The sequence below is a fragment of the Zobellia laminariae genome (assembly GCF_030553095.1).
In the GTDB taxonomy this organism is placed as follows: Bacteria; Bacteroidota; Bacteroidia; order Flavobacteriales; family Flavobacteriaceae; genus Zobellia; species Zobellia laminariae.
Window position 1 is genome coordinate 4600406 of the sequence record NZ_CP130738.1, and the last position, 25954, is coordinate 4626359.

Genomic DNA, 25954 nt, shown 5'->3' on the forward strand with positions numbered 1-25954 from the left:
TATAAAGTTAAAAGGCTAATTTCAGACCCAATAAAACTGTTTTTACCGCGTAGGTCATATTGTAAGAGTTCTGCAGTGCAGTCTCTGGATCAGGTCCCTTATAATCTGTAAAAGTGAATGGATTTTGAACATCCAATGACATTTTTAGTCTTGACATTTTTAACTTATCTGCCAACTCTTGCGGAAATTGATATCCCAAACCAATATTACCAACTCTTACGAATGAAAGGTCTTCATAAGTCCACCCAGTATCTCCATAATCAGGAATAGGGTAAGCACCATCTGGATTGTTAGGTGTCCAATAATCTAGATCTAAGCTATTGAATACAGCGCCATCTCCAGATGTAGAGAAATTTTGAAAAAATTCAGAATGCCCGTAAGATCCTTGTCTTGTATATACTTGTACATTTAACTCTAAGTTCTTATAGTTAAATGTATTGGTCATACCTCCTATCCAATCAGGCGAATTTTGACCCAACAAAACTTTATCATCCTGATCAATTGTGCCATCATTATTCTGATCTACAAATTTATACTGATAAGGCAAGTCACCATAAGTAGCTGCTTCTGCGGCTTCATCTATTTGCCAAATACCAGCAACTGCCGTATTCCAGATAGCATCAACAGGAGCTCCAATTTTTAGGACACCATGATTTCCAAAAGGAATCTCATCTAAATCACCATCAATCTCTACTATTTCATTAGTATTTTTAGTGTAGTTAAAATTAGTTCGCCACGAGAAATTATCCGTTTTAACGTTTACCGTATTCAGGGTAATCTCTACACCACTATTTCGTACAGATCCAAAATTACCAAGAGCATCTTCATAGCCAGTTACATTAGATAAGGTTCTAGCAAGAATACTCCCTTCGGTCTTCTTATTATAATATTCAAAACTAAGACCAACTCTATTATTTATGATGGAAAGGTCTACACCTAAGTTGTATTCTTTTGAGACTTCCCATGTTAAATCTTCGTTAGGTAAGCCAGCAATTGTTTTACCCACACCTGGATTCTCTCCAAAAAGATAGTTTGATTGCGACAAGAAAGCCAATGAACTATAGGCGCCAACCGTGCTATCATTACCTGCTTCACCGTAACTAACACGGAATTTTAAGTTATTCAACCAATCTGCATTTTGAAGAAAAGACTCTTCACTTGCTCTCCATGCAAACGCGGCAGAAGGAAAGAAGTTCCACTTATTCCCGGTAGATAATTTTGATGAACCATCATATCTTCCTGTGAACGTAAATAGGTATCTATCTTTAATAGAATAGTTTAAACGACCTGCAAAAGATGCCAAGGTTTCCTTTTGATAAAAACTATCAAAATCTCTAATATCATTACCTCCCTCAGTATTATAGTAGAGGTACGCATCCGTATCAAAATCTCTAACTTGTATATTACTACCTTCTTTATTGTTATAATATATAGAAGAAATTAAAGTGGTTTTTAAGTTATGATCTGGAGCAAGGTCAAAATCAAAATCTAATATATTATCCCAAGTATATGCTGTATTAAAATCTGATTGGTAATGCGATTGTATTCTACTAGGATCATTACGCGATGATTTAGTCAAAAGACCTCGGTACTCACCAAAACGTTGTGTAGTTATGTTAGGAGCGAATTGTGTTTTAAAGTTTAACCATTTTGTAGGCTTATAATTTAAAAACACATTAGCAATTACGTTTAATGACTTGGTATTTAATTGCCAAGCGCCTTGAGCATCATAAATAGGATGGACAAAACGAAGGTCTTGATCATCAGGAAACAAGATTGGTTCTCCCTCAGCATCAAATGGGTTTACCGTTGGTGCTAAACGAAGTGTACTTCTAAACAACTCCCTACTTCCTTCCTCTCGTTCAGATAGTGCTAAATATGCCTTAACTCCTACCGTTATCTGATCTGAAACTTTCTTAGAAACAGAAGCACTTATGTTATATCTCTCATAACCTTCTATTCCCATCACACCCTCATCATTCAAATACCCTAATGATGCGTTATATACTAAGCCATTTGTACCACCTGACATACCCAAAGTATGACTGGTCTGAATGCCTGCTTTTTGATAAAGGCCCATCCAATCCGTATACCTTCCGTTGGCAACATTGCTTGCCTCTTCGTTTGAACTCTGAAACTCTGTTGAGCGGTCTATAGCAACATTGTTATAATCTGCTGCGGAACCGGTACCTCCCCATGCTCTAGCTCTTAGTACGTCATCTACAAATTGTACATACTCAGGACCATCAAATAAATCTGGCACGTTGGTAGCAGTACGTAAACCGAATGATGAATCGTAGGTAAAAACAGTCTTTCCTTCAATACCATTTTTTGTTGTAATAATTACAACACCATTAGCTCCACGCGATCCATATATTGCGGTTGCAGAGGCATCCTTCAAAATATCCATCTGTTCTATATCGGCAGGATTCAAAACATTAATATCCTCAAAGAAAATACCATCTACAACATACAAAGGTTTAGAAAGGTCATCCGCAAGATCATCACTTACGCCATCACGACCAGCGTTATTGTTAGTAACTACCGTGTTACCTCTAATTTTTATAGAAAGTGGTGCTCCAGGTTTGGAACTTAACGTACGAACATCAACACCGGCAACCCTACCTTGAATAGCTTGGCCAATATCTGTTTTCTTTTGCTCAGTTAAGGTTTCCGTGTTTAACGAGGCAACAGCACCAGTCAAATCACTTTTCTTTACAGAACCATACCCAATAACAACAACTTCATCTAAGCCAGTTGAGGACTCAATAAGTTGAATGGTGTAGTCTGAAGAACTGCCTAGCGAAACTTCTTTTGTTTCATACCCTATATAGGAAACTACCAAAAGCTCATCGCCATCAGCGACCGAAATAGTAAAATTACCATCAAAGTCAGATACAACACCATTGCTGGTACCTTTTACTAGAACACTGGCACCTATAGCAAAGGTATATTTGCTTCATCGACCACAACACCTGAAATTTGCGTTTGCGCCCACGAAACCGTCGTCACCCCTAAAAGGAGGAATGCCATTAAAAGTTTGAGTTTTTTCATTTTTATGTAAGTTAGTTGAACATTAGACCAAACCTAAGACTCTTCCCTCCTGAAGCTATGGACATATTCTTCAAAAACATGGATAAATTCTACAATACCCTATTTTTAAGGGGTTAACGAGTATGTTAAATACTATTAATATTTTTTTGATTTGATAATAAAGCAGCTTTAAAATTGATTATTATGCTTTATTGTAGGTTAAAAACTACCAATAGTTATTTTTAAATATTTCATGATTTTCTTAACTCAACCATCATCATCACAATTAGAAAAAAAATGGGCAATAAAAAAAACCTCTAAGATTCGTATGAATCTTAGAGGTTTTTACTGTTTAAAATAGCATTAAAAGTGCAGCCTAATCATTGGTTAAGCAGCCTTTAAAAATCTACTATCTATAATTTTCTTAACCAGATATTTCTAAACTGAGTTTTGTTACCATGATCTTGTAAAGAAATCACGTCATCGCCATGGGCAGATGGGTAGTTATGCAAACCTATATAATAGGTGTTACCATTTATTACCGTATGATTCTGTATTAAAACACCATTGTGAAGCACTGTGATTTCTGCCTTAGCATCTAGACTACCATCTTTTTTAAACCTTGGTGCTCTGTAGATTACATCATATGTATTCCACTCTAGTGGGCCACGCATAGCATTAACCAAAGGTGCATGGTCTTTATAAATACTTCCTGCTTGTCCATTACGGTAGGTTCTATTATTATACGAATCTAAAATTTGTAGCTCGTATCTATTTTGCAAAAACAAACCACTGTTCCCACGTCCTTGACTTTCACCTTCAACTTTATCCGGTGCACTAAACTCAATGTGTAACTGGCAATCACCAAATTTCATTTTAGTACTTATACCACCGGAAATAGGTACTACTTCAAAATGATCCTTATCTACAATTTTCCATGGAGCGGGCTTTGTATTGTCTTTTTGGCTTACCCATTGATCAAGACTACTTCCATCAAACAAAATAATAGCATCAGAAGGTGCGTCGCCCAAAGTTTTTGCAGGAGTTACAACAGCAACTTCTGGTTCCCAGATTTCTGTCATTTGTGGCTCCATAGGCATAGGTGATACTTCTGGAGGCGTACTAGAGTGTTTTTGAGCCGTTACTTGCAATGAGAATGCTGCTGCGGCCAAGAAGAAAAAATAATTTTTTGAGTTCATAATGATGATAACATTTTATTTTGGTTCGGTATAAATTAATAAGAACTAAATATAGACATAACTTCTTAAAATGGATTTTATCCAAAGAAAAAAATGCTAAGTTGTTTCCAATAAAAAACCTATAATTTAGAAAGTACACCAACCATTTTCCGTGCACGTTCCTTTACTTCTTTTTCCGACCATCCTAACTTAATAAGGCAAGAGACTGTACGACCTATCCATTGATCCGATGCCGAGAAATCAGATTTTGAATAATCAGGTAATTGCTCGTGAATTTCCTTTGGCAACTTCCCTAACGATTGTTTCTCAATTAGGTGTTGCCATTCACGGTAGTAATGCCAATTGTTATCATACCAGTAAAAACATGCATCAACACCTGCTTTACCTAATTCACCATGTGCTTTTTTAGCAGTATCTGCATCTGGAAGAAAGAAAGTTAAAAACGCATAACTCTCTTCGCCTCCTTCTGGCACTCGTCTAAATTCTACGTTAGGCAGGTCTTGAAGTGCTTCCCTTAAAACGGTGTAATTTTTTTTCTGAATAGCTAAAAACTCATCTAGTCTTTCAACTTGCGCCAAACCTACTGCGGCATGAAGCTCAGAAATTCTAAAGTTGTACCCTAAAAACGGATGTGTCTCCGCTCCCCTATCCTTACCAGCATGATCATGACCATGATCAGAGTAATGATCGGCATTAACTTTATATGTATCGTTATTAGTAATTATAGCTCCACCTTCTCCACAAGTAATGGTCTTTACATAATCAAAAGAGAAACAGCCTAAATCTCCATAGCTTCCCAATGGTTTGTTTTCAAAAGTTCCTCCAATGGATTGGCATGCATCTTCCAACAGCAATAAATCATGCTTATCACAGATGGCTTTTAAGGCCTTTAAATCTGCCATTGAGCCACACATGTGCACTGGCATGACTACTCTTGTTCGCTCGGTTATAGCATTTTCTACTGCTGTTGGACTCAATGCCAAGGTATCATCAACATCAACCAAAATAGGAACTGCACCTATTGCCAAGATGGATTCAAAACTAGCAACAAAGGTAAATGTGGGCATAATAACTTCATCCCCTGCACCAATACCAGCACTTGCCAGAGCTACCGTTAAAGCTGCTGTACCGCTGCTTACCAGTTGGGTATGCTTCACCTGCATTTTCTCTGAAAGTACTTTTTCTAGTTCAAGAGCCTTCCATTGTCCTTTACGCATCCCGTCAAAACCATAACGCATTAGTACTCCTGTATCCAGTACCTCATTTACTTGTTTGCGTTCCTTGTCTCCGAATAATTCAAATCCTAAGCATATCTTTTTAAGTCGTTTTGTGTTAAATGGAAGTCCTTAATTTATTTCAATTACACTATCCTCTATATTTTTGCGCACTTTTTTAAATTCCGAGAACATATCGTCATCGGCTCGGTAGCCTACCGGAAGTACCAAAACTGAGGTTAGACCGCGTTTCTTTAAGTTTAGAACAGCGTCATAGGCCGAAGGAACAAATCCTTCCATTGGGCAAGAATCGATTTTTTCAAGCGCACAGACCGTCAGTAAATTACCAAGCGCCAAATACGCTTGATTTTTAGACCACTGCTCAATTTCGGGCACCTCTTTTTTAGAAAAATCGGCCAACAATGCATTTTTGAACGGGTCCAAAATATCCTGACTCGTACCTCTTATTTTTTTAATTTGTTCAAAATAACGATTAATGTACTCTTCATTAATATCATTTTGAATACAAATGACCAACACGTGAGAGGCTTGCGCCACTTGCTGTTGACCATATGAATGCTCCACCAATTTGTTTTGCAATTCTTTGTTGTGAATTACGGCCATGGTAATGGGTTGCAGACCATAAGAAGTTGCGGTAAGGTTGAAAGCTTGTTTTAAACGGTCAATCTTATCTTTCGGAAGTACTTTTTCCGAATCGAATTTCTTTACGGCATAACGCCATTCCAAATTTTTAATAGAATCCAAATTCACTTTATTTATGTTTTCACCTCAGTGAAAAATGATGACTAGCAATTTTTTGGAAATCAAAACAATAAAGAGCAATCACTCCGTTCTGATTTTCTGTTCAAGTTTACCATTATAAATTCATGATTAACCTAGTGCAAAAATAGGATAATTATAAAACCTAGTTTACTTAACTTGAATTTGATTCTATAACCTTGATGTTTTAGAAAATTTTCTGACTGTCTAATTAAAGGAAAGAATGTAATAAAGACCGTTGATTATCTGATTAGACTGATTTACATTTTATTATGAATATGAGAAACACTACTATGACTTCTATTAGTAAAAATCTATCTAAACCTCCCCAATACCCCTTTCAAAAGCTTCTAAAAGATGTTTCTTGTCTACCTCATTACCAATATGTTTTTTAATATCTTCTCTAATGTTTTCTAATTCTTCTACTACAAGAGTTCTATTTTCATCTGAAATATTTGGGCCATTGGATATAAACTGTAATGCACCTATCAATTCGTGCATTACGGAGCTATCTTGTTTGGCATATAAGCGAATGGGTTGCACTAGGATGCGCATTAGCTCGCTTCCGGGAATGTTATTCTTTATCAGAATACATTTATTATTTTCTAGCGGCTGAGATGTAATGGCGGGAAATTGAAGAAACTTGCGCAGCAAACGTCCCAATTTAGCAATAGCATCAATTGCAGTACCCGGATCATTAATTCCCGGAGACATTGCTTTAACCGCAATCTCCATCAACTTAATCATTCCTCCAACTCCCTTATCGTCTTCATGACGATCAGATGAGATATCAATACAGAATAATAGGCTTTTTAAATCTTCATCAGACATTTTCTCCTTAATTTTAAGGATTGGCATCCCTTCCCATAAATGCTTATTTAAGTACGGAATGACCTCTATTTGATTATCTTTTTCTTCAACAGAAGTATTGAGCAACTTTTTATCAAAACCTCTAAAATATCCTGTTTTATCACTATTTAAAACAATCCAGCCTGTAGTATCTACATATTTCAAAGCTATTTTAGCATCTTCAGAACGTGTCAATACTTTATCTGCATACCCATTGCACTTATCAAATATTCGATCTATAATATTCTGTATTTGAATAGATCCGGATATTGTATGAATAAAGTACACAAAGAGTCCTATACAAACAACACATAGTATTGCAGCGAACATGTTGGATAATCCCATAGTGTCTGCTTCTATTCCGCGTGCGCCAAGAGAGGTTAGAATAATAATGCAGTAAAGAAGTGTACCCACATAGATTCCCAAAATTATTTGATGTTTACTGTTAGAAACAAGCCCAGGAAGAAGTCTTGGTGAAAAATTAGATGAGGCTTGGCTCAATACAACCATAACCATTGAAAAACTGAATACGGTAAGCGAAATGATTCCACCAATAAAAACAGAAAGAATAGAACGTGCCGTATCATAATCTTGAATAAAAAGATATGGGATTTTTTCTTTTATAGACTTTACAATTTCCACATTTTCCAACGATAAAGTGACTATTGCTAGAACAACGCATAGTATGGAAATGAGTACGGGATAAAATGCAATGCTTCGCAACACTTCACGATATGCTTTCTGTAAAAATTTTAGAACTTTTTTCATTTTTGTAATCGGATTATTTTAGCGCAGCTATTGTCCACCCCCTGTTTTTCGAAGCTATGAAAGCTTAAGAATTAAAAGAGGCTCTTTAGAAAAAAAACTAAGCTCAAAAGAACTGATGATCTCAAAATCACCTTTATATTGGCTATTTAACTAAGATGTGAAGAAAAATTCGGTACTTTGGAAGATTGATTCTGATTACAACGAGTTAAGCTTTCCTTCAAATTGAAAAAACATAGAACAGATAAAAAAATTAGTTTAAAAGATGCCATTTCTATTGGAATTGGCGGTATGGTTGGCGGCGGAATTTTCGCTGTTCTAGGACTTGCTGTTTCACTGGCCAAAGGAGGAACACCTATTGCTTTTCTTTTTGCTGGTATAATTGCTTTATTAACTGCGTATTCTTATGCCAAACTCTCAAAAAAATATCCTGAAAATGGTGGTACGGTGCGGTTTATTCACCAACAATATGGAAATGGGATTTTTGCAGGCGGAATAAATAATTTACTATGGGTAAGCTACATCGTAATGTTAGCGTTGTATTCATCTGCTTTTGGTTCATACGGAGCCCAATTAATTTCACTAACTGGGACTAAAGAAATTGATGTACGAATCTTTCAGTCTTCAATAATCCTAATTGCCCTTTTCATTAATTATTTGAGCGTTAAACTTGTTGGTGAGATTGAGTCTATTGCTGTAGTTATAAAACTGATTATTCTAATTGCATTTATAGGTGTTGGTTTTTACGGATTTTCCGTACATCCTGAAAACCTTGGACAATTATCTCCTGAAAATTGGGAGAGTCCTATTCTATTGCTTTCCGGTGGTATGGTCATATTTGTGGCTTACGAAGGTTTTGAATTAATAGCCAATTCTATAGCCGACTTAGAGGATAAAGAAAAAAATACGGAAAAGGCCTATTTTGGTGCAGTAGGCTTTGTAGTTATTCTTTATATTTTAATTGCTATTGTTACCGTAGGAGCTTTACCGTTTGAACAAATTGCGAATGCAGAAGATTATGTTTTGGCAAAAGCCGCAGAACCAACATTAGGACAAATTGGATTTACAATTATTACTATTACCGCTCTGATTTCAACTTTTTCTGCTATAAACGCTACTGTTTTAGGAAGTGGCAGGGTTAATTATGACATAGCTGTCGATAAAGAATTACCACAGTTTTTTTGCCATCAATTTTGGGGAAAGCCGGTGGGTTTAATTATAACGGCAGTATTGTCCGTTACCTTGGTTAACCTGTTTAATCTACAAAGTATCTCCACTGCAGGAAGTGTTGGTTTCTTATTAATTTTTAGCATTGTTAATTATATTGGTTTCAAGCAACATAAAGAATTAGAGTCAAAAAAGTGGATTCATTTGATGGCAAGCCTTTTTTGTTTTTTAGCTTTCTTGACATTAATAATTCAACAATTTTCACAGAACAGAACTGGGGTTATAGCTACATTAAGCATAATTGTATTTTGCTTTTCGCTAGAATGGATTTACAAAAAAATCATACCCAACTAGCGTTCTATATTAGTAAAAAGATAGGTGTGTTATTAATATACCCGTTATTTGCAAATAAGATATTACATTTTTAAAATCTACATAAAACTAAAGTAAATCATGTCTTCAGAAAAACAACCCTCAGAAAAAGCGAGACTTCATTCCCGTAACAAAAACAGGGAGAGATATGATTTAGAAGCCCTAAAGGTTTCTAATCCTGAATTGAAAGAGTTTATAAAACCTAACAAATTTGGAGCAGAATCTATTGATTTCTCTAATCCTAAAGCGGTTAGACTTTTAAACAAAGCATTGCTAAATCATTATTACCACATAAAGAACTGGGATTTCCCTGAAGAAAATCTATGCCCCCCCATACCTGGACGTGCAGATTACATTCATCATATAGCCGATTTGTTAGGCAGTACTAATTCTGGCAACATACCTACTGGCGATAAAGTATCCTGTTTTGATGTAGGTGTAGGAGCTAGTTGTATTTACCCAATTATTGGAGTTACGGAATATGGCTGGCAATTTTTTGGTTCTGATATTGATCCAAAATCAATTGAATCTGCTCAGCAAATTGTCAACTCTAATCCATTACTTAAAGGTAAAGTTGAATGTAGATTACAAAAAAGTTCAAGAGATATTTTTAGAGGTGTACTATCTCCCGAACAGAAAGTTGATATTGTGATTAGCAATCCTCCTTTTCATTCTTCCATTGAAGAAGCGCAGAAAGGAACCCGCAGAAAAATAAAGAATCTATCCGGTAAAAAAGTAAAAACACCTGAACTTAATTTTTCAGGCATAACCAATGAACTTATTTATGATGGAGGCGAATCTAAGTTCATTGAAAATATGATTTGGGAGAGTAGAAAGTTTGGCAAGAACTGTTATATCTTTTCAACTTTAGTATCAAAAGAGTCCAATCTCAAAAGAATTTACAAATTGTTGGAAAAAGTTGAAGCCACTCAAATCAAAACTATCCCTATGGGTACCGGTAATAAATCTAGTCGTATTGTAGCTTGGTCTTTTTTCTCAAAAGAGGAACAGCTAGAATGGGTTGAAACTAGATGGCAGCGGTAAACATTTTTATGAATATCTTTTTTTACAGGGCTTTTACTGCATTTTAGGGCTTCACAACCTACCTTATCAATTTAGCTTTAAAAGTCAGCAAGATTTTCACTATATTATGCGTGAAAATGCAAAGACTAGACTCAGCTATACTTCCTACAAATGGAGACACTCGTAAACCTCGAGGTCAATATTTGAAATTACTTATTTCCTTCCAACAAACACAAAACAAACCCATAAGTGGCTAAAACTTATAAAATAAGGAACATATAGCTACATGAATTAAAACAATATTGATTTCGCTTTTCTGTTTAATAAATAACTAACCCATAAAATAAACGATGACTTCTTACTCTATAAGTGAAATTAACGACATTTTAAAAGGCGAATTAATAGGCTATACCGATCATAAAATTGAAGGTCCAGAGGAAATAAAAAAGGCTAAGAACAATCAAATAACCTTCATAGGAAGTACTAAGTATTCCAAATTCTGGACAGACTCAAAAGCCTGTGCAGCCCTTGTTTGCCCTAAGTCTGTAATTGAACCATAAGGTGATAATCGCGCTTTTATTAGAGTAAAGAATGTAGATTTAGCAATGGCTAAAATATTAGAGCTTTTTAGTCCACAAACACCTGTTTTTGAATCAGATATACACCCTACAGCAGTAATACATGAATCCGCAATTATTGGTAAGGGCTGTAAAATTGGCCCTAATTGTTATGTGGGCAAGGATGTTGAATTAGGTGATGGTGTTGTTTTGTACCCCAATGTTTGTGTTTTTGATGAAACTATAATAGGTGAAGCCACCGTTGTGTGGTCCGGTACTGTTATACGTGAGCGTTGTGTTATTGGCAGCCATTGTATTTTTCATATAAACGTAAGTATTGGAGCTGATGGTTTTGGATATAGACCTAGTGATGATGGCAGAGGATTGGTAAAAATACCACAGATTGGTAATGTAATTATTGGACATCATGTTGAAATTGGAGCTAATTCATGTGTTGATAGAGCTAAGTTTAGCTCCACAATTATTGGCGATGGTTGCAAAATTGATAACCTAGTACAAGTAGCACATAATAGTGTTATGGGTCGATCCTGTATCATGGCCGGTCATAGTGGTCTTGCAGGCTCGGTTACCTTAGGAGATGGTGTAATGATTGGCGGAAGTGCCTCTATAAATGACCATACCACCATACATTCCGGTGCAACCGTTGCTGCTGGGTCAGGAGTAATGAATGATGTAGAAGCAGGAAAAACTGTTCTTGGTTACCCTGCACAAGATGCCAGAGCTATGCTAAAAGAATGGGCAGTGATAAGAAAACTCGTTAAAAATCAATAGTTAGACTGTACCCATACTTTTACCCTCGCTAATAAAATATATAAACAAAAAAAAGCTTTACATAACGTAAAGCTTTTTTCTTGAAAGGTTGGAGGTTCTCCTATTGAACCTCCGAGGAAAAGCAACTAATTTCCAATTTAAACGAGTGCATTAGAATACTCTAATTCTTGCAACTTTCTCAGCGCTTCCGATTTGGAATTGACATCTAGTTTTAAATAGATGTTCTGCACATGAAAGTTGATTGCACTTGCAGTCACAAATAATTTTTCGGCAATGGTCTTATATGTAGCACCTTGGCTCAAATAATCTATTACCTGATTTTCTCTTTCCGAGAAAAACTCATTCGATTTTCGCTGAAACTTTGAAATAATCTGACTTATAATATCATTACTCATTGTTGCGCCTTCTGACTTGATTGAATCAAGGGCATTGTAAAGGGCGCGTTCAGTCACCGGCTTGGATAGGTAGCCATTCGCGGTATTTTTGAACGCTTTTTTGACCAAGTCAAAATTGTTCTGGGCGCTGAGCATGATAATTTTTACATTCGGGTCTTTCTTTCTAAAAAGACGAATACCTTCTATACCATTAATTTCTGGTAAAGAGACTTCTGAAAAAATAATGTCTGGCGCAACATCATCATAATTGGCCAATGCATCTTTCACCGAAGCGTAAATTCCTTTTAGGGAATACTCTGGGTAAGAGTCAAAATACGTTTCATAAGATTCATGCGATGTTAAATCATTATCGATTACGATAATTTTTAGAATGTTTGTTACCATGGTAGTGGGATTTTTGGTAGTCTACTGATAAACAGCAGAATCTTATGGTTAAATTTGGGGTTTACTATTAATAGATATCGCCCGGTAAAGCGACGTTTTATTCAAATTTTGGCGTAAGAAGGCTCTTTCTCTATGATTTAAAAGTCAAGAGATTTTGTTATCCGCTTTTTGCGTTTAGAATTCAAACCTATGGTTATGACAGTATTCTGCCGGGCCTTAGTTCTAAACTAAAACAGATATATGCGCTATACGCTGGGTGAATCTTTATGTTTTATTGCTGTAGGTAAAGCTCTAAAACCTAAAATGAATTCTTTGAAATTTTATCTCTATCAGACGCAGAGATGTTGCACTTTGTTGAAGTGATCAAGTGTGCTTTTCTTGTGGTAATGTTGTAGGTAATGGTGCATGGTTTGTGCGATTTGGGGATTAATAAATAAATTACTTTGGTTTGATTATAAGTAAACTTACTGATTATTTCTACAGTGGTAACTGTAAGATCGCCCATTTTCGTTAAAATGCAGTCAAAGTCCCTGCTCCATTGCATTATAACGGCATTTTCATACCAATTATCGATGCTCCAAAAACAAAAACTAAGTTAAAAAGAGTGTGTAATTCTAGTAAACTGTGGTTAAACGCAAAAAAACAGCGGGGCCTCCCCCGCTATTTTATAGCCTAATTCTCTACCAAAAAATCAGGTCCCACTAACCATAAGTTAATATTGTTATTAATCTTCGTACATGTTATTCACTACTGCCGAATGATCATCTACTTGCATTATCCATTTTTCGTCGTTGTACTTTCCATTAAGATTAGAAACATAAGCCGTTTCCGCTTCCTCTTTATAGTTGTAATCTGCCAAGTACACATAATGTAAACCGTTTTCTTTATTGTAAAACTGTCTGGCATCAAGACCTTGTTCTTTTAATGTCTCCATAAAAGCATTCAGATACTTTTTGTTCTTATATACATTAGCAATCACATAGTAACCTGATTTTACACCAACGATATCTGACTGGTTTAATATTTTTATAGGAAGCTTTACGTAATCCTTTATTTCTTTTGCATCAATATCATTTTCTACAATTGATTTAGAACTTGTTTCTGCAACAACTTCAATTGTTCTTTCTTCTTGCTTGCTAGTTGCATCAGACATTTTAGAGTCGTTCAATACTAGGAAGTCACTTACTTTATTGAACCTTGCATCATCACCTTGGTTAGAAGCTTCTACATTCTTAGGAGCATCGTTTACCGTGTTGGCAGCTAAAGCAGTATACTCTGGTGGAACCGGCACAACCTCTTCTTCTACATTTGGCTTCAAGTTTTCTTTTATCTCTTGTTTAAGAACATCTACTAAAGACTTTAAGCGTTCCTCAAAAGCAGCATCTCTAGCGCTATCTATAGAATCTTGTCTTAATATCATCTCATCTAAGATTAAACGGTTTTCATAAGCCATACTGTTAATATCACTCTCCATATCTGTGGCTGCGGCACTATTAAAGTTTCTACTAGCCATAGTAGTATTGTTTCTTTTCTTGTTCTCTTTATTCTCTGCTGTTAATCTTAAAATCTGTTCTTCGTAGTTTCTCACGATGCGGTCTACTTTAGCATCTTCAGAACTATCTGCATAAGCATCCATACTAGAACCATGGTTATCAAAAGTATATGCTAAAGATATTTCGTGATTCCATCCCAAATCAGCATCATCCGTCATTAAATCCTTTTCTAACAAATATCCTAAAGACATACGCTTACTTAAGTTGAAACCTAGACCTAAAGAAAGGCCATAATCATCATCAAAATTTGTTTGTAGCCATCCGTAGTTAGGTAATTCTAATAGTACTGACCCTACATAACCTAATCCACCATCTATGTTCTTACCAACTTGTACCATTGGCATTAAGCGTGCGTTGGCAAAAAGACCTCTATTGGCCAAGAACTGGTGTGTATACTGTACTGAAGCTTTTACACTCTTTGTACTGAGGTTCGTTAAAAATTCATTGGTTGTTTGGTTGTATTTGAATAGCTCTGTTGCATAAAGACCAAAATCAAATCCACCTAAAGACAAGGTTACCCCTATTGAACGGCAATTTTACTCTCTTTCTTAGTTTCTGCTATTTTAGTATCTGTATCTGCTACTACTATTCTATTTTGATCTATACCTTCTGTGTAATACGTTACGTTGGTACCAAAGGTTAATTTACTTTCATCGCCTAATTTTACTGCTGTTGCGTAATTGGCATTAAAACCAAATTCTTGAACTACACCAGACCATTGGCTGTATACACTAATTCCCACAGCGGCATTCTCGTTTAACTGATTGCTAAAGCCCAAAAAGTAGTTTTGGTTATTATCTTCAAACGTAGCATATTGGTTTCTGTGAAGAATGTTAACATAAGATTTATTCTCTCTAACCAATGAGAACGTTGGGTTAATCAAAAACCTGTTAAAGAACAACTGGTTGTGATATGTGCTCTTTGTATTTATTTCTGTCAATGCTTCTTGCCCGTAGGTAGCTTGTGTACCAAAAATGGCACATAACAAAAGGAGCAGGTAGATTGTGCTGATATTATTTTTTTTGTAGCTCATGGTAGTGATATTTGGGATTATTGAAAACTGGGGTAATAAGGTGTGTTCTAATTTATTGAAATCTGGAACTCTTGTGGTAGATGCCCATTATTTCTTAGAACATTTAGATTACCTAAAGGTGGGTAATAAACCGGCGACGGTAATCGCCGGCTCTATTGTATCCCCTATCTTTATTAATCTTCCTCAAATGAATTTGAAGTGTATCGTGCTTTAGAATCTGCATTAAATGCTTCAAGCGCTCTATAGTCGCCATCATCCTCGGCAGTTCTTTTGTTGGCATAGGTGAAAGCCACCTTTTCTACCGTACTTTTATTGTTACCGCGGTTAGACATTACATATCCTTTTCCGTTATCGGAAGTAAATGAGATAGCAAAATCGTCTTCACCACTGTTTATTGGACTCCCAAGGTTTACGGCAAGGTCTACATGTTTTTGACCTACTTGTGTCATATACACATCTAATCCGCCTTGTCCTTTTCTACCTTCTGAAGCAAAGAACAATGTGTTCGTTCCAACTACATTAGGATAAAGGTCATCCTTTTTAGTATTTACCTTTTGACCAAGATTCTTGGCAACACCCATGCTTCCGTCTTTACGAATAGCAGATACATATATATCATACTCTCCAAAAGTTCCTAAGATATTAGAGGCAAAAAACAAACGTTTTCCATCCGAAGATATAGAAGGGTGCATTGCAGACGCATGTTTAGGCGCAACAGCTACTTCCTTTAGATTCTTCCATTCACCTCTTACCTTATCGGCTCTGTAAATCTTGTGTACTTCTTCACTTTTAGAGAAGACACCATACAAAGGTTTTACCTTTACTTTTTTACTAAAATAAGCGGTTTGGCCGTCTGGAGTAACAGCAACTGGCATTTTATACCCGTTGTCATCCTCTTTTTCCACACCTAAGAAAGTTCTAAGCTCATTTTCAACAATAGTTTGGTCGTCTACTATAAACTGTCCGTCAGTACGTTGAAAATCTAACTCTCTATACCTTTGTGTTAAAGGTTGATCTAATATATTTTTTTGTTTTTGTTTCTTCACTTTATAATCAGACTCAATTTGAGCGACCCAATCATTGTTATCGGAACTGGTAGTTGATCCAATATTTTGATACTTGGTCAAAGCGAAGTCATAACGCTTCTGATAATTTTTGCTTAAGCTGCCATCGTTTACTTCTTTTAATTTACCATACCAAAACAAAGCGGTATCATAATCTTTGTTTAAGAAGTTGGCATTACCCAAGTCTTCAAAGATGGCTTTATCTTTATACCCTTGTTTTTTAAGGTATTGATAGTTATCCATCCTCTTGTTGGTAGCCTGATGAATCTCGGTAGCATTACTGCTATCTGAATACTGGGCAGTCATTGAACTGCAACAGCACGAAAAGACGCAGGCAAAAAGCACATTGTAGGTTAGCGCATTTTTCATAATAAATTCGATTAGGGGTTAATATCTTCGACAAAGTTCCACAAAACTTCTATATCTATACTTAGTAATAATTCATAGGTTTTCACTTAAATCAGGTTTTTTTACACTAAAATCATCGATAAACTGCATATTTCTAAGTCCAAGCACCAAAAAATCGGATTAAGTCACTTTTTTCTTACTAGTAATTACTAGTAGTTTCACTATGAGCACTTAAATATTCCTTTTAATTAAAACTTAGCCTATCATACTATATATAGTTTTAAACTGAATTGTTTTTTTGTGCATGGCATTTTTTACACATATCAAAATATTTGTATATTTAAAACGTACAGACTTGTCTGTTTTCTGTATAAGACGATTAATAAGAACCTATGATAAAAGAAAATGTAAAGGATAGGATTATTTCGGCAGCATCAGAACTATTCTATTTTGATGGTTATAACCAAACCGGAATTAATAAGATTATAGAAAAGGCAGAAGTTTCTAAAGATAGTATGTATAGACACTTTAGGTCTAAAGAAGCTATTGCCGTTGTCTACTTAGAACAAAGACACAAAGCTTGGATAACTGATATGACTAATTATTTATCCGTAAAGCCAGCCGGTCAAGAAAGAGTAATTGCCATATTTGATTATTTAAACCATTGGTTAAGTCAAGTAGACTATAGAGGCTGTGGTTTTCAAAATATTATTACAGACATACCAAAAGACCAAAACTCTATTAAAGAAGTGGTGCGCAAGTGCAAGGATGATATGCACCGGTTTATATTAGATGAGCTAAATAAAACATCTTCAGAAAGTATGGATACCAAAGAAATTAGCAATGAGATCATGGTTTTAATAGAAGGGGCTATAATGCTGTCCCAAATTCAAAAAGCCAACTGGCCACTTGTTGCTGCCAAAAAAGCATGTGAACGACTCTTGAAATAAATATAATTTTTAAATACATCAGACAAATGTGTCTGAACTAATTTTTTGCAATGGATAATAAATTACTACTTCCTCCTTTTAATCTAGACACCGCCAAACAAAAAATTCAATTCATTGAAGATATCTGGAATAGAAAAGATCCAACCGAAGTTTCTAATATCTATTCAATAGATTGTGAATGGTATACTAATGAATCTATCTCTTTAAGTAGCCGGCAAGAAGTTCAAAAACTTCTAGAAGATAAATGGAAAAAACAATTGGACTTTGAGGTAACCAAAAAATATTTGGCACATACTGATAACAGTATCGCCCTTAAATTTAATTACGATTATAGAATGGAAGATGAACAATGGTATTGTTCCTATGGTAATGAAATTTTAGAGTTTAATGAGAGTGGCCTTAGTAGAAAAGTCTATAATAAGAATTTATCACTCTATTATTAAAGATAGCGAAAGACCTATATCTCCAAGTTTACATGAATTTTTGTAAGTTATATGACACCCCAAAAGTTTAATAGAGCACCTTATTGTTATTCATAGTCTGTATTATGTACACAGTAATATAAAATCTGTATCCTAGGTACTTGAACCAAAAAACAGGAACAAACGCATTAACATCACTTTAACTGAATAGATGTTGGTTACGGATACTATTTACGACCAAAAGGTAGTAGAAAAAGAGCTGTATAAGTTCTTTTTTACAAAACCTAAAAACGAACATTAATAGAGATTATAACTATGAAAAAAATAGCAATTAACGGTATGGGCCGTATTGGCCGTACCACCTTAAAAGTAATTCTTAATACACCAGAACTAGAAGTGGTTGCAGTAAACGATATCGCTTCTATTGAAAACATAGCCTATTTACTAGAGTATGACAGTGTACATGGCAAATTTGAAAAATCGGTATCTTTTGAAGAAGGTAAATTGATTGTAGATGGTAAAGCAATCAAATTTTTTAACGAAAGAAATCCAGAAGATCTTCCTTGGAAAGAACTAGATATTGATGTAGTTGTTGAGAGTACTGGTATTTTTACCAATTATAATGATGCCGATAGACATATAAAAGCAGGTGCTAAAACAGTTGTTTTATCTGGACCATCTAAGAGTCCTGAAATTCCAACCGTTGTACACGGTGTAAATTCTGAGGACGGGAAAACAAGTATTTTCTCTTGTGCCAGTTGTACCACAAATAATATTAGCCCAATTATAGAGATTATAGGAAGACGTGTAGGTATCAAAAAAGCGATCATGACTACTATTCACGCAGATACCAGCTCTAATGCCATGGTAGATTCTCCTAATAAAGGAAACTTTAGAATGGGGCGTTCAGGTATAAACAATCTTATCCCAACTACTACCGGAGCTGCCGTTGCAACAACAAAGGCACTTCCTGAATATGCAGGAAAGTTTGATGGTATGGCCATTCGTGTGCCTGTTGCCGTTGGTTCTCTTTCTGATATCACCATTGTAACCGAGAAAACGGTTACTGCAGAAGAAATCAATAAAATTCTAGAAGAAGAAGCTCAAACGGACCGTTACAAAAAAGTGTTACAAACCACTTACGCTCCTTTAGTTTCTAGTGATATTATAAAAAGTCCTTACGGATCAATTGCCGATTTATCTTTAACCAAGGTTGTAGATGGAGATTTGCTTAAAGTATTGGCATGGTATGATAACGAATGGGGATTCACGAACCAAATGGTACGTCAGATACTAAGTCTATAGGTTGATTTTATCCTAAAATCAGTTTTATAATTTTCAATTAAACAGGTCAAGCTTTTATAGTTTGACCTGTTTTTACTTTATACCCCTTTTTCTTTTTTGTAATTTGATGCGATTTTTAAATTTCAAATTTTGAAGAAAATTCTTTGCTTAACAGCACTTTTCGCGCTTATTAGCTGTCCTATAAACGCACAATCTGTACAAAAGGAACATTGGGGAACTGTAAAGGGCAAAGACGTCTCGCTCTATACCATTACTAACGCCAATAGAATGAAAATGCAAATCATGAATTTGGGCTGCATTATTACTAGCCTTTTCGTACCCGATAAAAATGGAAAATTAGACGATGTGGTTCTAGGCTTTGATAATTTACAAGACTATTTAAAGGGACACCCCAGTTTTGGCACTACGGTTGGGCGTTACGCTAACCGCATTAAAAATGCCCAGTTCGTAATGAACGATTCGGTTTATAAACTTGCGGCCAACGAAGAAGGTACTGCCATTCATGGCGGAAACGAGTTTAGAGATGCCGTTTGGGATGCCAAAATCATATCAAATGAAAATGGAGAAGGACTGCGATTCTATTATCTATCTCCTGATGGGTCTTTTGGTTATCCAAATCTTGATGTTACTATTACGTATCTCCTAAATGACGACAATGCCATTTATGCAACTTTTGAAGCCGAGACCGATAAGGATACCCATGTAAGCATGACCAACCACAGCTATTTTAACCTGAACGGAGCCAAAGAATTGATATATGATCATAAGGTAATAGTTGATGCCGATACGTATACGGAATTTGGTGAGAACATTACCCCAACCGGAAAATTACCGCCTTTAAAAGGTACCGCTTGGGATTTGTCCACAATGACTCGTTTAGGAGATAAAATTCACGATATTCCCTTAAATGGCTATCATCATTGCTATGTTTTGAATAAAGAGGATGGTGAAATGAAAAAGGCCGCAGAGGTGATAGAACCTAACTCGGGCAGAAAACTAGAGGTATTTACCACCCAACCCGGAATAACCGTATATGCCAGTAATGGTCTGGAAAATATTACGGGGAAATATGGTATAGCCTATACGCCCCATATGGCCCTCTGTCTGGAAACCCAAGATCTCCCGGATGCCGTAAACCATCCTAATTTTCCATCTACTTTATTGAAGCCCGGTGAAAAATATTTTGAAACGATTGTTTATGATTTTGGGGTTGTGGAGTGATATATACTGATATATAGTTGAGTATTAGATTCTAGAATTACATTTTTTTTCTCTCAATGAACTTCATAACGCTTTGTGCCTTTTCGTAATCTGCATTACCCAACCAGATTTTTAAAGTCTGACTATCAGTTTCTAAAGTGAGGTTTGCTCTGTTTTTATAAGTTTCAAGATTACCATGAGTAAATATTGATGCAAGAAAAGCTATACTAGAAACCAACCAATCTGTCCGTTCCTTACTTAACTCTACATTTCTGATTTTACGAAATAAATATTTTCCGTTATTTCTGGGTTTAGCCGCATCAATAACTTCAAATTCGTCCGCGTTTAAAATTATTTTTAGTTCCGGCTTATTCCTTAACTCAATAGTTTCTATCATTTTAGTATTTTCATATTAGCATACATAGGTCGTCTTCTAAACTACAAAATATAGTCCAGTCCCACATAAATTTGAAGAAAATATATGTTAATACAAAAAATAGAAGAGCTCTTCCCTACCCCATTAGTTAATCAGCAAAAGTGCTTTTTGAGGGATAAGAATCTTGTCAATAGTATGGATAACCCCATTTGAAGCTTCCATATCAAACTCAACAAAATTCGTTTTAAACTCGGAGGCATCTTGAAGCGCTAAACCTGCCGCACCTTCAATCACCTCTACAGCATCATCTTCAACTAAAGTAGGTAATACTCCTATTTTCAAATCATTACGCACTATAACTTCTTCCACCACATGACCTAAAATAATCTCTTTTAGTGCCTGCTTTTCCAAAATATTGGTGAAATCCGCAAAAGAATTATAATCATTCCCAAGCGTTGAAAACAACTTTTCCAATGCCGCATTTGTTGGTGCAAAAACCGTATAATCCCCTTCATTGAATCTACTTTCCAAACCAGCTTCTTTAATGCCTTCTGCAAACATAGAAAGCTCTTCGGTTTCATTTATTAAATCGATCAAAGAGGCTTTTGGGAATAAATCCGCAAGAACGGAATCCGGTATCAGAACCTTATCTATGATGTGGATAACACCGTTGGCTACTTCAATATCCGCCGTAGTTATTCTGGCTTTTATCTGTGTAGTATCAAGAATATATACATCACCATCTACCGTAATTTTAATTTCTTCGGATTGTAAAGTCTCCAAAATGGAACCGTTAGAAAGTTCAGTAGAGAAATTAGCTCCTCCTATAATTGCGTGGTACTTTAATACTTGTGCTAATATTTCCTTTTCTAGGGCTTCATCAAAATCAAGTACGTCCGTGTACTCTTTTAACGAGCTAAGAAATTCCGTAAACGCTTCATTGCTCGGCACAAAAAATGTAATCTTTCCGTTTTCATCAGAAAGCATCTCTACAAGCGTATCGTCAATGGCGTCCAAAGCTTCGGCGGAGATGGTTAAACTATCTTCGGATTGAATAAACTCTGCTGCGTTCAGCACTATCTCATCAGGAGTTACTTCCTCTGGAGTTTCATCTGCAGGTTCCTCGGTCTTATCCTCTTCTTTACTAATTTCGTTTTCAACATCATCAGCCATATCACTTCCTTTTGAACAACCTATAGCCATTGATATACCCAAAACGAGCATGCCCAAGTTTTTAAGAAATCTTCTTGTAATTATCATTTTCATAACGGTTTTAACTGGGGCACAAAGTAGTGCTTTATTAAAAACACAACTCGTGCTTTTCTTTAATTCTAGGTTAGCTAAACTTTAAATTTATAGCAATAAAATCTATGGATTTAAGACGTAGCATCTGCCAATTGAAGCGTATCTTCCTCCTCCACATTAGTGTCCGACAAGGTTTTTAAAAATGCGATAATAGCTTTTTGTTCTTCGTCCGTTAAATCCAACTCATCAAAAGGCAAGGTTTGATGTTCTAGGTCAAAACCCATTCCGCCACCACCGCCTTTGTTATAGAAATCCATAACCTCTTCCAACGTATTGTAAACTCCGTTATGCATGTAAGGAGCAGTATACTCCGCATTACGAACGGTAGGTGTTTTGAACATCCCCAAATGCTCTGGTTTGTTATATCGCCAGTAGAAACCTAAATCATCATCTAAAGTCTTGTTTTCTTTGGTTTCCGGAACTCCAATGACCTCTTTTTCCGTTTCGGCATAAAAAGGAGGTACCGTACCGTTTGTTAAAGGCATAAAATGACATGTTGCACAAAGTGCTTTCCCCATAAACAGGTTCATACCCAACTTTTCTTCGGAAGTAAACGAATCTTCCTCGGCCCTCATGTTTTTATCGAACTTGGAATCGAAGCCGTTTAAAGTGGATATATAAGATGAAATAGCTTTGATAATATCATTGTTCCTGTTTGATATTCTACCAAAAGCATCCTCAAACAAAACATGGTAGGTAGTATCCTTTAAAATATCCGTAGAAAACTCATGAACACCCGTATTAAATTCTTGCTTGTTATTAAATACCGATGATATCTGATCCAAGATATTCTCTGCACGACCATCCCAAAAAAGCTTTTCTGAAAGGCCGAATTTATTAACGTTGGTGCATTGCGCTCCAACGGACTACCGTTATTGCCTACATTGACCGCAATACCATCTGTATAGGCCTTATCCGGCATATGGCAGGTAACACAGGCCATTTTACCAGACTGCGATAAATTGGGGTCTAGAAACAATTTCTTACCTAAAGCAATCTGCTTTTCAGAAGGGTTTCTATTGACTGGCGGGGTAAAATATTCAACATTAAAAGCATCCTTTTCAAAGAAAGTAGGTGCGTCAAAATTAAAAGGCTTGTTGTTTACACCTTCCCATAGACCGCTTTCTTTTCTGATGCTTACCCAATTGCGGGTAATAGGGTTCATGTACTCCCGAATAAAAGTATAGCGATCAAATGAATTGAAGTCGCCGTTCTTTTCAATGAAAGCAACAGCGCGAGCTATATTCAAGTGGAATTCAGTATCTAAACCTGTATTTTTCTTTTTAATCAACTCAGATAATGTATGGTCATAGACCTCTTTTAACGCCTGTAACGACACCACAGTTTCCGATAATCCCAACTGACTCACCGGGGTATCAAAACCGGTAATCCCCAAACTAATGATGCGTAATAGTTGCTGGTGCGTAGCAATAAAAAATCGTTCTGAACTCAGTTTGTGCTCCGAAACATTTTGCATAAGATTAACAATTAATCCTTTGGTAAGGCTGGTCTCTCTTTTAAAAACTGCTGGATCTTCACCTTCATAAATAGACTCTTCTATCTTCTGAAGCCCTATTGGGTTTAGGATACGCTCCGTATCTTCTGCAAAGACAGGTAAGGCAGGTCCGTTGGTACGGTGACCAACTTCAGGATTTAAATAAGAAGCGTAGGGTTCTGCTTTTTTAAAGGCTACACGAAGCGCTGTAAAGATTTTTTTAGCTTCTGGACTCTCTGCGTCAACCTTACTCAAAGAGTCGATTAAATCAACTGCCTCGGTCATATTTTTTTGATAGAAATTTTCGGCATAACTCCAATCGACATTATCGACCGTATGAACCGCTGCCAACTGGTCATTTTTATTTTTGCAGGAAAGAACACTACATAGCAATATAAAAAAGAAGAAAAATTTATACATAACTTAAATACGTTGATAGAAAATTATAAATAGGGAAAGACCTCCATTAGTATGGAGGTCTTTCACCTTAAAAAAGTAATGTCTTATCTAGGTAAACCTTGTAGGATAACTATTTGCCCACCTTGGTTATCTTCTCTAGCACCAGCGGCAATTGCATCTGGATTATCAGATTCCAAATCATGACCATCTTTGCTTTTAAAGTCATCATTCTGCCAGTAGTGAGGCTGAAGGTTCAATAGGAACGTATCATCAACACCCACTTTATCAGAAATATCAACCAATGCACCAAACTCTCCACTGAAACCAGTGCTTCCTGATGGGTCTAGGTCATTTCTAACTACCAATTCCAATACAACTTTAGCGTTGTTACCTTTTAAATCTGTTTGGTAGATAGCGGCAGCATGGCCTCTATCAAAAGAGTTAGGGTCTTCTTGAAGGTATACGAAGTTTTCAGTTACGTTAATGTTATCTGGACTTTGAAGTCTAGATATATTTCCGTCCATGTTGTTGGTATCCGTATTACCGCTTATGATCTGAGTTAATTTACCCGTTAAAGGAGAATCTTCATCTAACTCTAATTTGTAAGCCGTACCCCAATCATTATAAGTACCTCTATGGACCTCTACCGGTTACTGCAAAAAATACGTTTCTAGCATTTTCTACAGAACCTTTTTGGTAATCCACATCTTCAACACGCATGAAAGCTGAAGCACCTACTGCAACACAAGCATCTTCCATTTCGTCTTTAGTCATTTCAGCACCGTTTTCAATTTCAACAAACTCCACTTCATAAGTTTCCTGAAAAGCCAATTGACCTTCATTATAGATAACACCTTCTTCAACCGCCATTGGGTTAATTGGGCTACCATTTGCATCTGTAGCACCAGAAGCCACTTCTTTAAATTTCAAAACATAGATTTTACCGTTGTTAAAATCTGCATCTCCATTTTCGGAATAGTACAGTGTAACCTGTCCTTCCGAACCAGATGAATCATCATCACCACCTATAATAACTGTTTTACCTTTGTACGTGTCTCTTGGTAATGGCACTGCGTTTTCCCATGAGAATTCACCCAAAGCATCCAAACCAAAATCTGCAGTTGGCGTAGGAACGGCAACGTGAGGGTCAATACCTTTTACATCATAATGAAAGCTTTCAGAAGCAGAAAGAAACATATCTTTTGCACCACCGTGAATATCTGCTTCCCACATAGTACCTGAACACTGGCGGGCAAAATCTGCAACACCTGAGTTCAACAACCAATCTCCACTAACCGGGTTAAGGTTTTTATCTAAGCGAATACGACTAACCGCATAATTGTCTTCTGCGTTTACAACGTACATATAACCATCACCATCTTTCAAGAAACCAGCACCATCTTGGGCACCCACCAATTGAAAACCATCCTCTAAAATATCTGTAGAACTTATTAGAGAATATGCTTTTACATAATTGAAGTTTGAGTTGATTGCCACTAGCGGCTCAAGCTCTGATTTGTTCTCGAAGATAGTTCCCTCTTCTTCCTCTCCTTGACCACCATGGCCCACGAAATTTTCTAATTTTTCACAGGATGTGGTTGCTACCAAGCCTGCCAGTAATAACATTTTGGATACTGTTTTCATTTTGTTCTTTTGGTTATTTGTTAAAATAATTTGGAGCAAAAATATCCTAGTAATCCTCAAACATTGTTAACTGATTATGGTGATACTATAAACTAAAGTTCAACTTTATGTTAAGTTGTTAGCTTAACGTTACCATCTATTTTCATTCTAAATAACGGAGCCGTTTTTGTATGAAAAATTGGGTGAGCCTGAAGAATACGCGAACTCTTTAAATAAGGAAAGAGAAACCGAAGTTGGTTTTAGCGGTTATTTATTTTGAAAAACAGAAGAAGTCTAAATCTAAAAGACAAATAATATGCATAAAAAAATCTTGCACTACAACCACTGCAG

Annotated in this window: 19 protein-coding genes and 2 pseudogenes; 7 read left to right on the plus strand and 14 right to left on the minus strand. The window is 36.1% G+C overall.

Annotated elements, in window-relative coordinates; genetic code table 11:
- Positions 1–7: 7 nt before the first annotated feature.
- From Q5W13_RS22280 to Q5W13_RS22300, 5 genes are all read right to left on the minus strand, one after another.
- Positions 8–2941 (minus strand): SusC/RagA family TonB-linked outer membrane protein, encoded by a 2934-nt coding sequence (locus tag Q5W13_RS22280; protein WP_304446561.1) that lies wholly within the window; start codon positions 2939–2941, stop codon positions 8–10.
- A gap of 505 nt (positions 2942–3446) precedes the next feature.
- Positions 3447–4232 (minus strand): 3-keto-disaccharide hydrolase, encoded by a 786-nt coding sequence (locus Q5W13_RS22285; protein WP_304444569.1) that lies wholly within the window; start codon positions 4230–4232, stop codon positions 3447–3449.
- 119 nt (positions 4233–4351) lie between these two features.
- Positions 4352–5470, minus strand: a complete 1119-nt coding sequence (locus Q5W13_RS22290) for a DegT/DnrJ/EryC1/StrS family aminotransferase (RefSeq protein ID WP_304444570.1) — start codon at positions 5468–5470, stop codon at positions 4352–4354.
- A 108-nt stretch (positions 5471–5578) separates the two neighbouring features.
- On the minus strand, positions 5579–6211 hold the full coding sequence (locus Q5W13_RS22295) for a nitroreductase family protein (protein WP_304444571.1): 633 nt from the start codon (positions 6209–6211) through the stop codon (positions 5579–5581).
- Between the two features lie 333 nt (positions 6212–6544).
- On the minus strand, positions 6545–7843 hold the full coding sequence (locus Q5W13_RS22300) for a DUF2254 domain-containing protein (protein ID WP_155596656.1): 1299 nt from the start codon (positions 7841–7843) through the stop codon (positions 6545–6547).
- 222 nt (positions 7844–8065) lie between these two features.
- Between Q5W13_RS22300 and Q5W13_RS22305 the strand changes: the two genes are divergently transcribed.
- From Q5W13_RS22305 to lpxD, 3 genes and pseudogenes are all read left to right on the plus strand, one after another.
- A complete protein-coding gene (locus tag Q5W13_RS22305; protein ID WP_304444572.1) occupies positions 8066–9361 on the plus strand; it encodes an APC family permease in 1296 nt (431 codons plus the stop codon).
- A 99-nt stretch (positions 9362–9460) separates the two neighbouring features.
- Positions 9461–10423 carry a 23S rRNA (adenine(1618)-N(6))-methyltransferase RlmF gene (gene rlmF / locus Q5W13_RS22310; RefSeq protein WP_304444573.1) on the plus strand — a complete coding sequence of 321 codons (963 nt, stop codon included), beginning with the start codon at positions 9461–9463 and terminating at the stop codon, positions 10421–10423.
- Positions 10424–10752: 329 nt separating this feature from the next.
- A pseudogene (gene lpxD, locus Q5W13_RS22315) lies at positions 10753–11751 on the plus strand (UDP-3-O-(3-hydroxymyristoyl)glucosamine N-acyltransferase).
- Positions 11752–11888: 137 nt separating this feature from the next.
- On the opposite strand, the gene Q5W13_RS22320 reads toward lpxD, so the two are convergent.
- The 4 genes from Q5W13_RS22320 to Q5W13_RS22330 all read right to left on the minus strand — a co-directional run bounded on the left by Q5W13_RS22320 (position 11889) and on the right by Q5W13_RS22330 (position 16549).
- Positions 11889–12530 (minus strand): response regulator transcription factor, encoded by a 642-nt coding sequence (locus Q5W13_RS22320; protein WP_155596660.1) that lies wholly within the window; start codon positions 12528–12530, stop codon positions 11889–11891.
- 724 nt (positions 12531–13254) lie between these two features.
- Positions 13255–14595, minus strand: a complete 1341-nt coding sequence (locus Q5W13_RS22325; RefSeq protein WP_368662342.1) for a type IX secretion system membrane protein PorP/SprF — start codon at positions 14593–14595, stop codon at positions 13255–13257.
- Between the two features lie 8 nt (positions 14596–14603).
- Entirely contained in the window at positions 14604–15116 is a 513-nt protein-coding gene (locus Q5W13_RS25475; protein ID WP_368662343.1) for a PorP/SprF family type IX secretion system membrane protein, read from the minus strand.
- 173 nt (positions 15117–15289) lie between these two features.
- Positions 15290–16549, minus strand: a complete 1260-nt coding sequence (locus Q5W13_RS22330) for a TolB-like translocation protein (protein WP_304444574.1) — start codon at positions 16547–16549, stop codon at positions 15290–15292.
- Between the two features lie 371 nt (positions 16550–16920).
- Here Q5W13_RS22330 and Q5W13_RS22335 point away from each other — a divergent pair, with 371 nt between their 5' ends.
- From Q5W13_RS22335 to Q5W13_RS22350, 4 genes are all read left to right on the plus strand, one after another.
- Positions 16921–17478, plus strand: a complete 558-nt coding sequence (locus Q5W13_RS22335; RefSeq protein ID WP_304444575.1) for a TetR/AcrR family transcriptional regulator — start codon at positions 16921–16923, stop codon at positions 17476–17478.
- Between the two features lie 50 nt (positions 17479–17528).
- Complete coding sequence (locus Q5W13_RS22340) at positions 17529–17921, plus strand: DUF1348 family protein (RefSeq protein ID WP_304444576.1); 393 nt, start codon at positions 17529–17531, stop codon at positions 17919–17921.
- A gap of 294 nt (positions 17922–18215) precedes the next feature.
- Positions 18216–19205, plus strand: coding sequence for a type I glyceraldehyde-3-phosphate dehydrogenase (gene gap / locus Q5W13_RS22345; RefSeq protein ID WP_304444577.1), 990 nt, complete (start codon positions 18216–18218; stop codon positions 19203–19205).
- A 129-nt stretch (positions 19206–19334) separates the two neighbouring features.
- Positions 19335–20426: an aldose epimerase family protein gene (locus Q5W13_RS22350; RefSeq protein ID WP_304444578.1), complete on the plus strand. Its 1092-nt coding sequence runs from the start codon at positions 19335–19337 to the stop codon at positions 20424–20426.
- A 37-nt stretch (positions 20427–20463) separates the two neighbouring features.
- On the opposite strand, the gene Q5W13_RS22355 is transcribed toward Q5W13_RS22350, so the two are convergent.
- The 5 genes and pseudogenes from Q5W13_RS22355 to Q5W13_RS22380 form a co-directional block, all read right to left on the minus strand.
- A complete protein-coding gene (locus tag Q5W13_RS22355) occupies positions 20464–20802 on the minus strand; it encodes a hypothetical protein (RefSeq protein WP_304444579.1) in 339 nt (112 codons plus the stop codon).
- A gap of 123 nt (positions 20803–20925) precedes the next feature.
- Entirely contained in the window at positions 20926–22041 is a 1116-nt protein-coding gene (locus Q5W13_RS22360) for a fasciclin domain-containing protein (protein ID WP_304444580.1), read from the minus strand.
- A 116-nt stretch (positions 22042–22157) separates the two neighbouring features.
- A pseudogene (locus Q5W13_RS25480) lies at positions 22158–24001 on the minus strand (cytochrome-c peroxidase).
- A gap of 83 nt (positions 24002–24084) precedes the next feature.
- Positions 24085–24504, minus strand: a complete 420-nt coding sequence (locus tag Q5W13_RS22375; RefSeq protein WP_304444583.1) for a hypothetical protein — start codon at positions 24502–24504, stop codon at positions 24085–24087.
- Positions 24505–24613: 109 nt separating this feature from the next.
- Positions 24614–25624, minus strand: a complete 1011-nt coding sequence (locus tag Q5W13_RS22380; RefSeq protein WP_304444584.1) for a hypothetical protein — start codon at positions 25622–25624, stop codon at positions 24614–24616.
- Positions 25625–25954 lie beyond the last annotated feature (330 nt).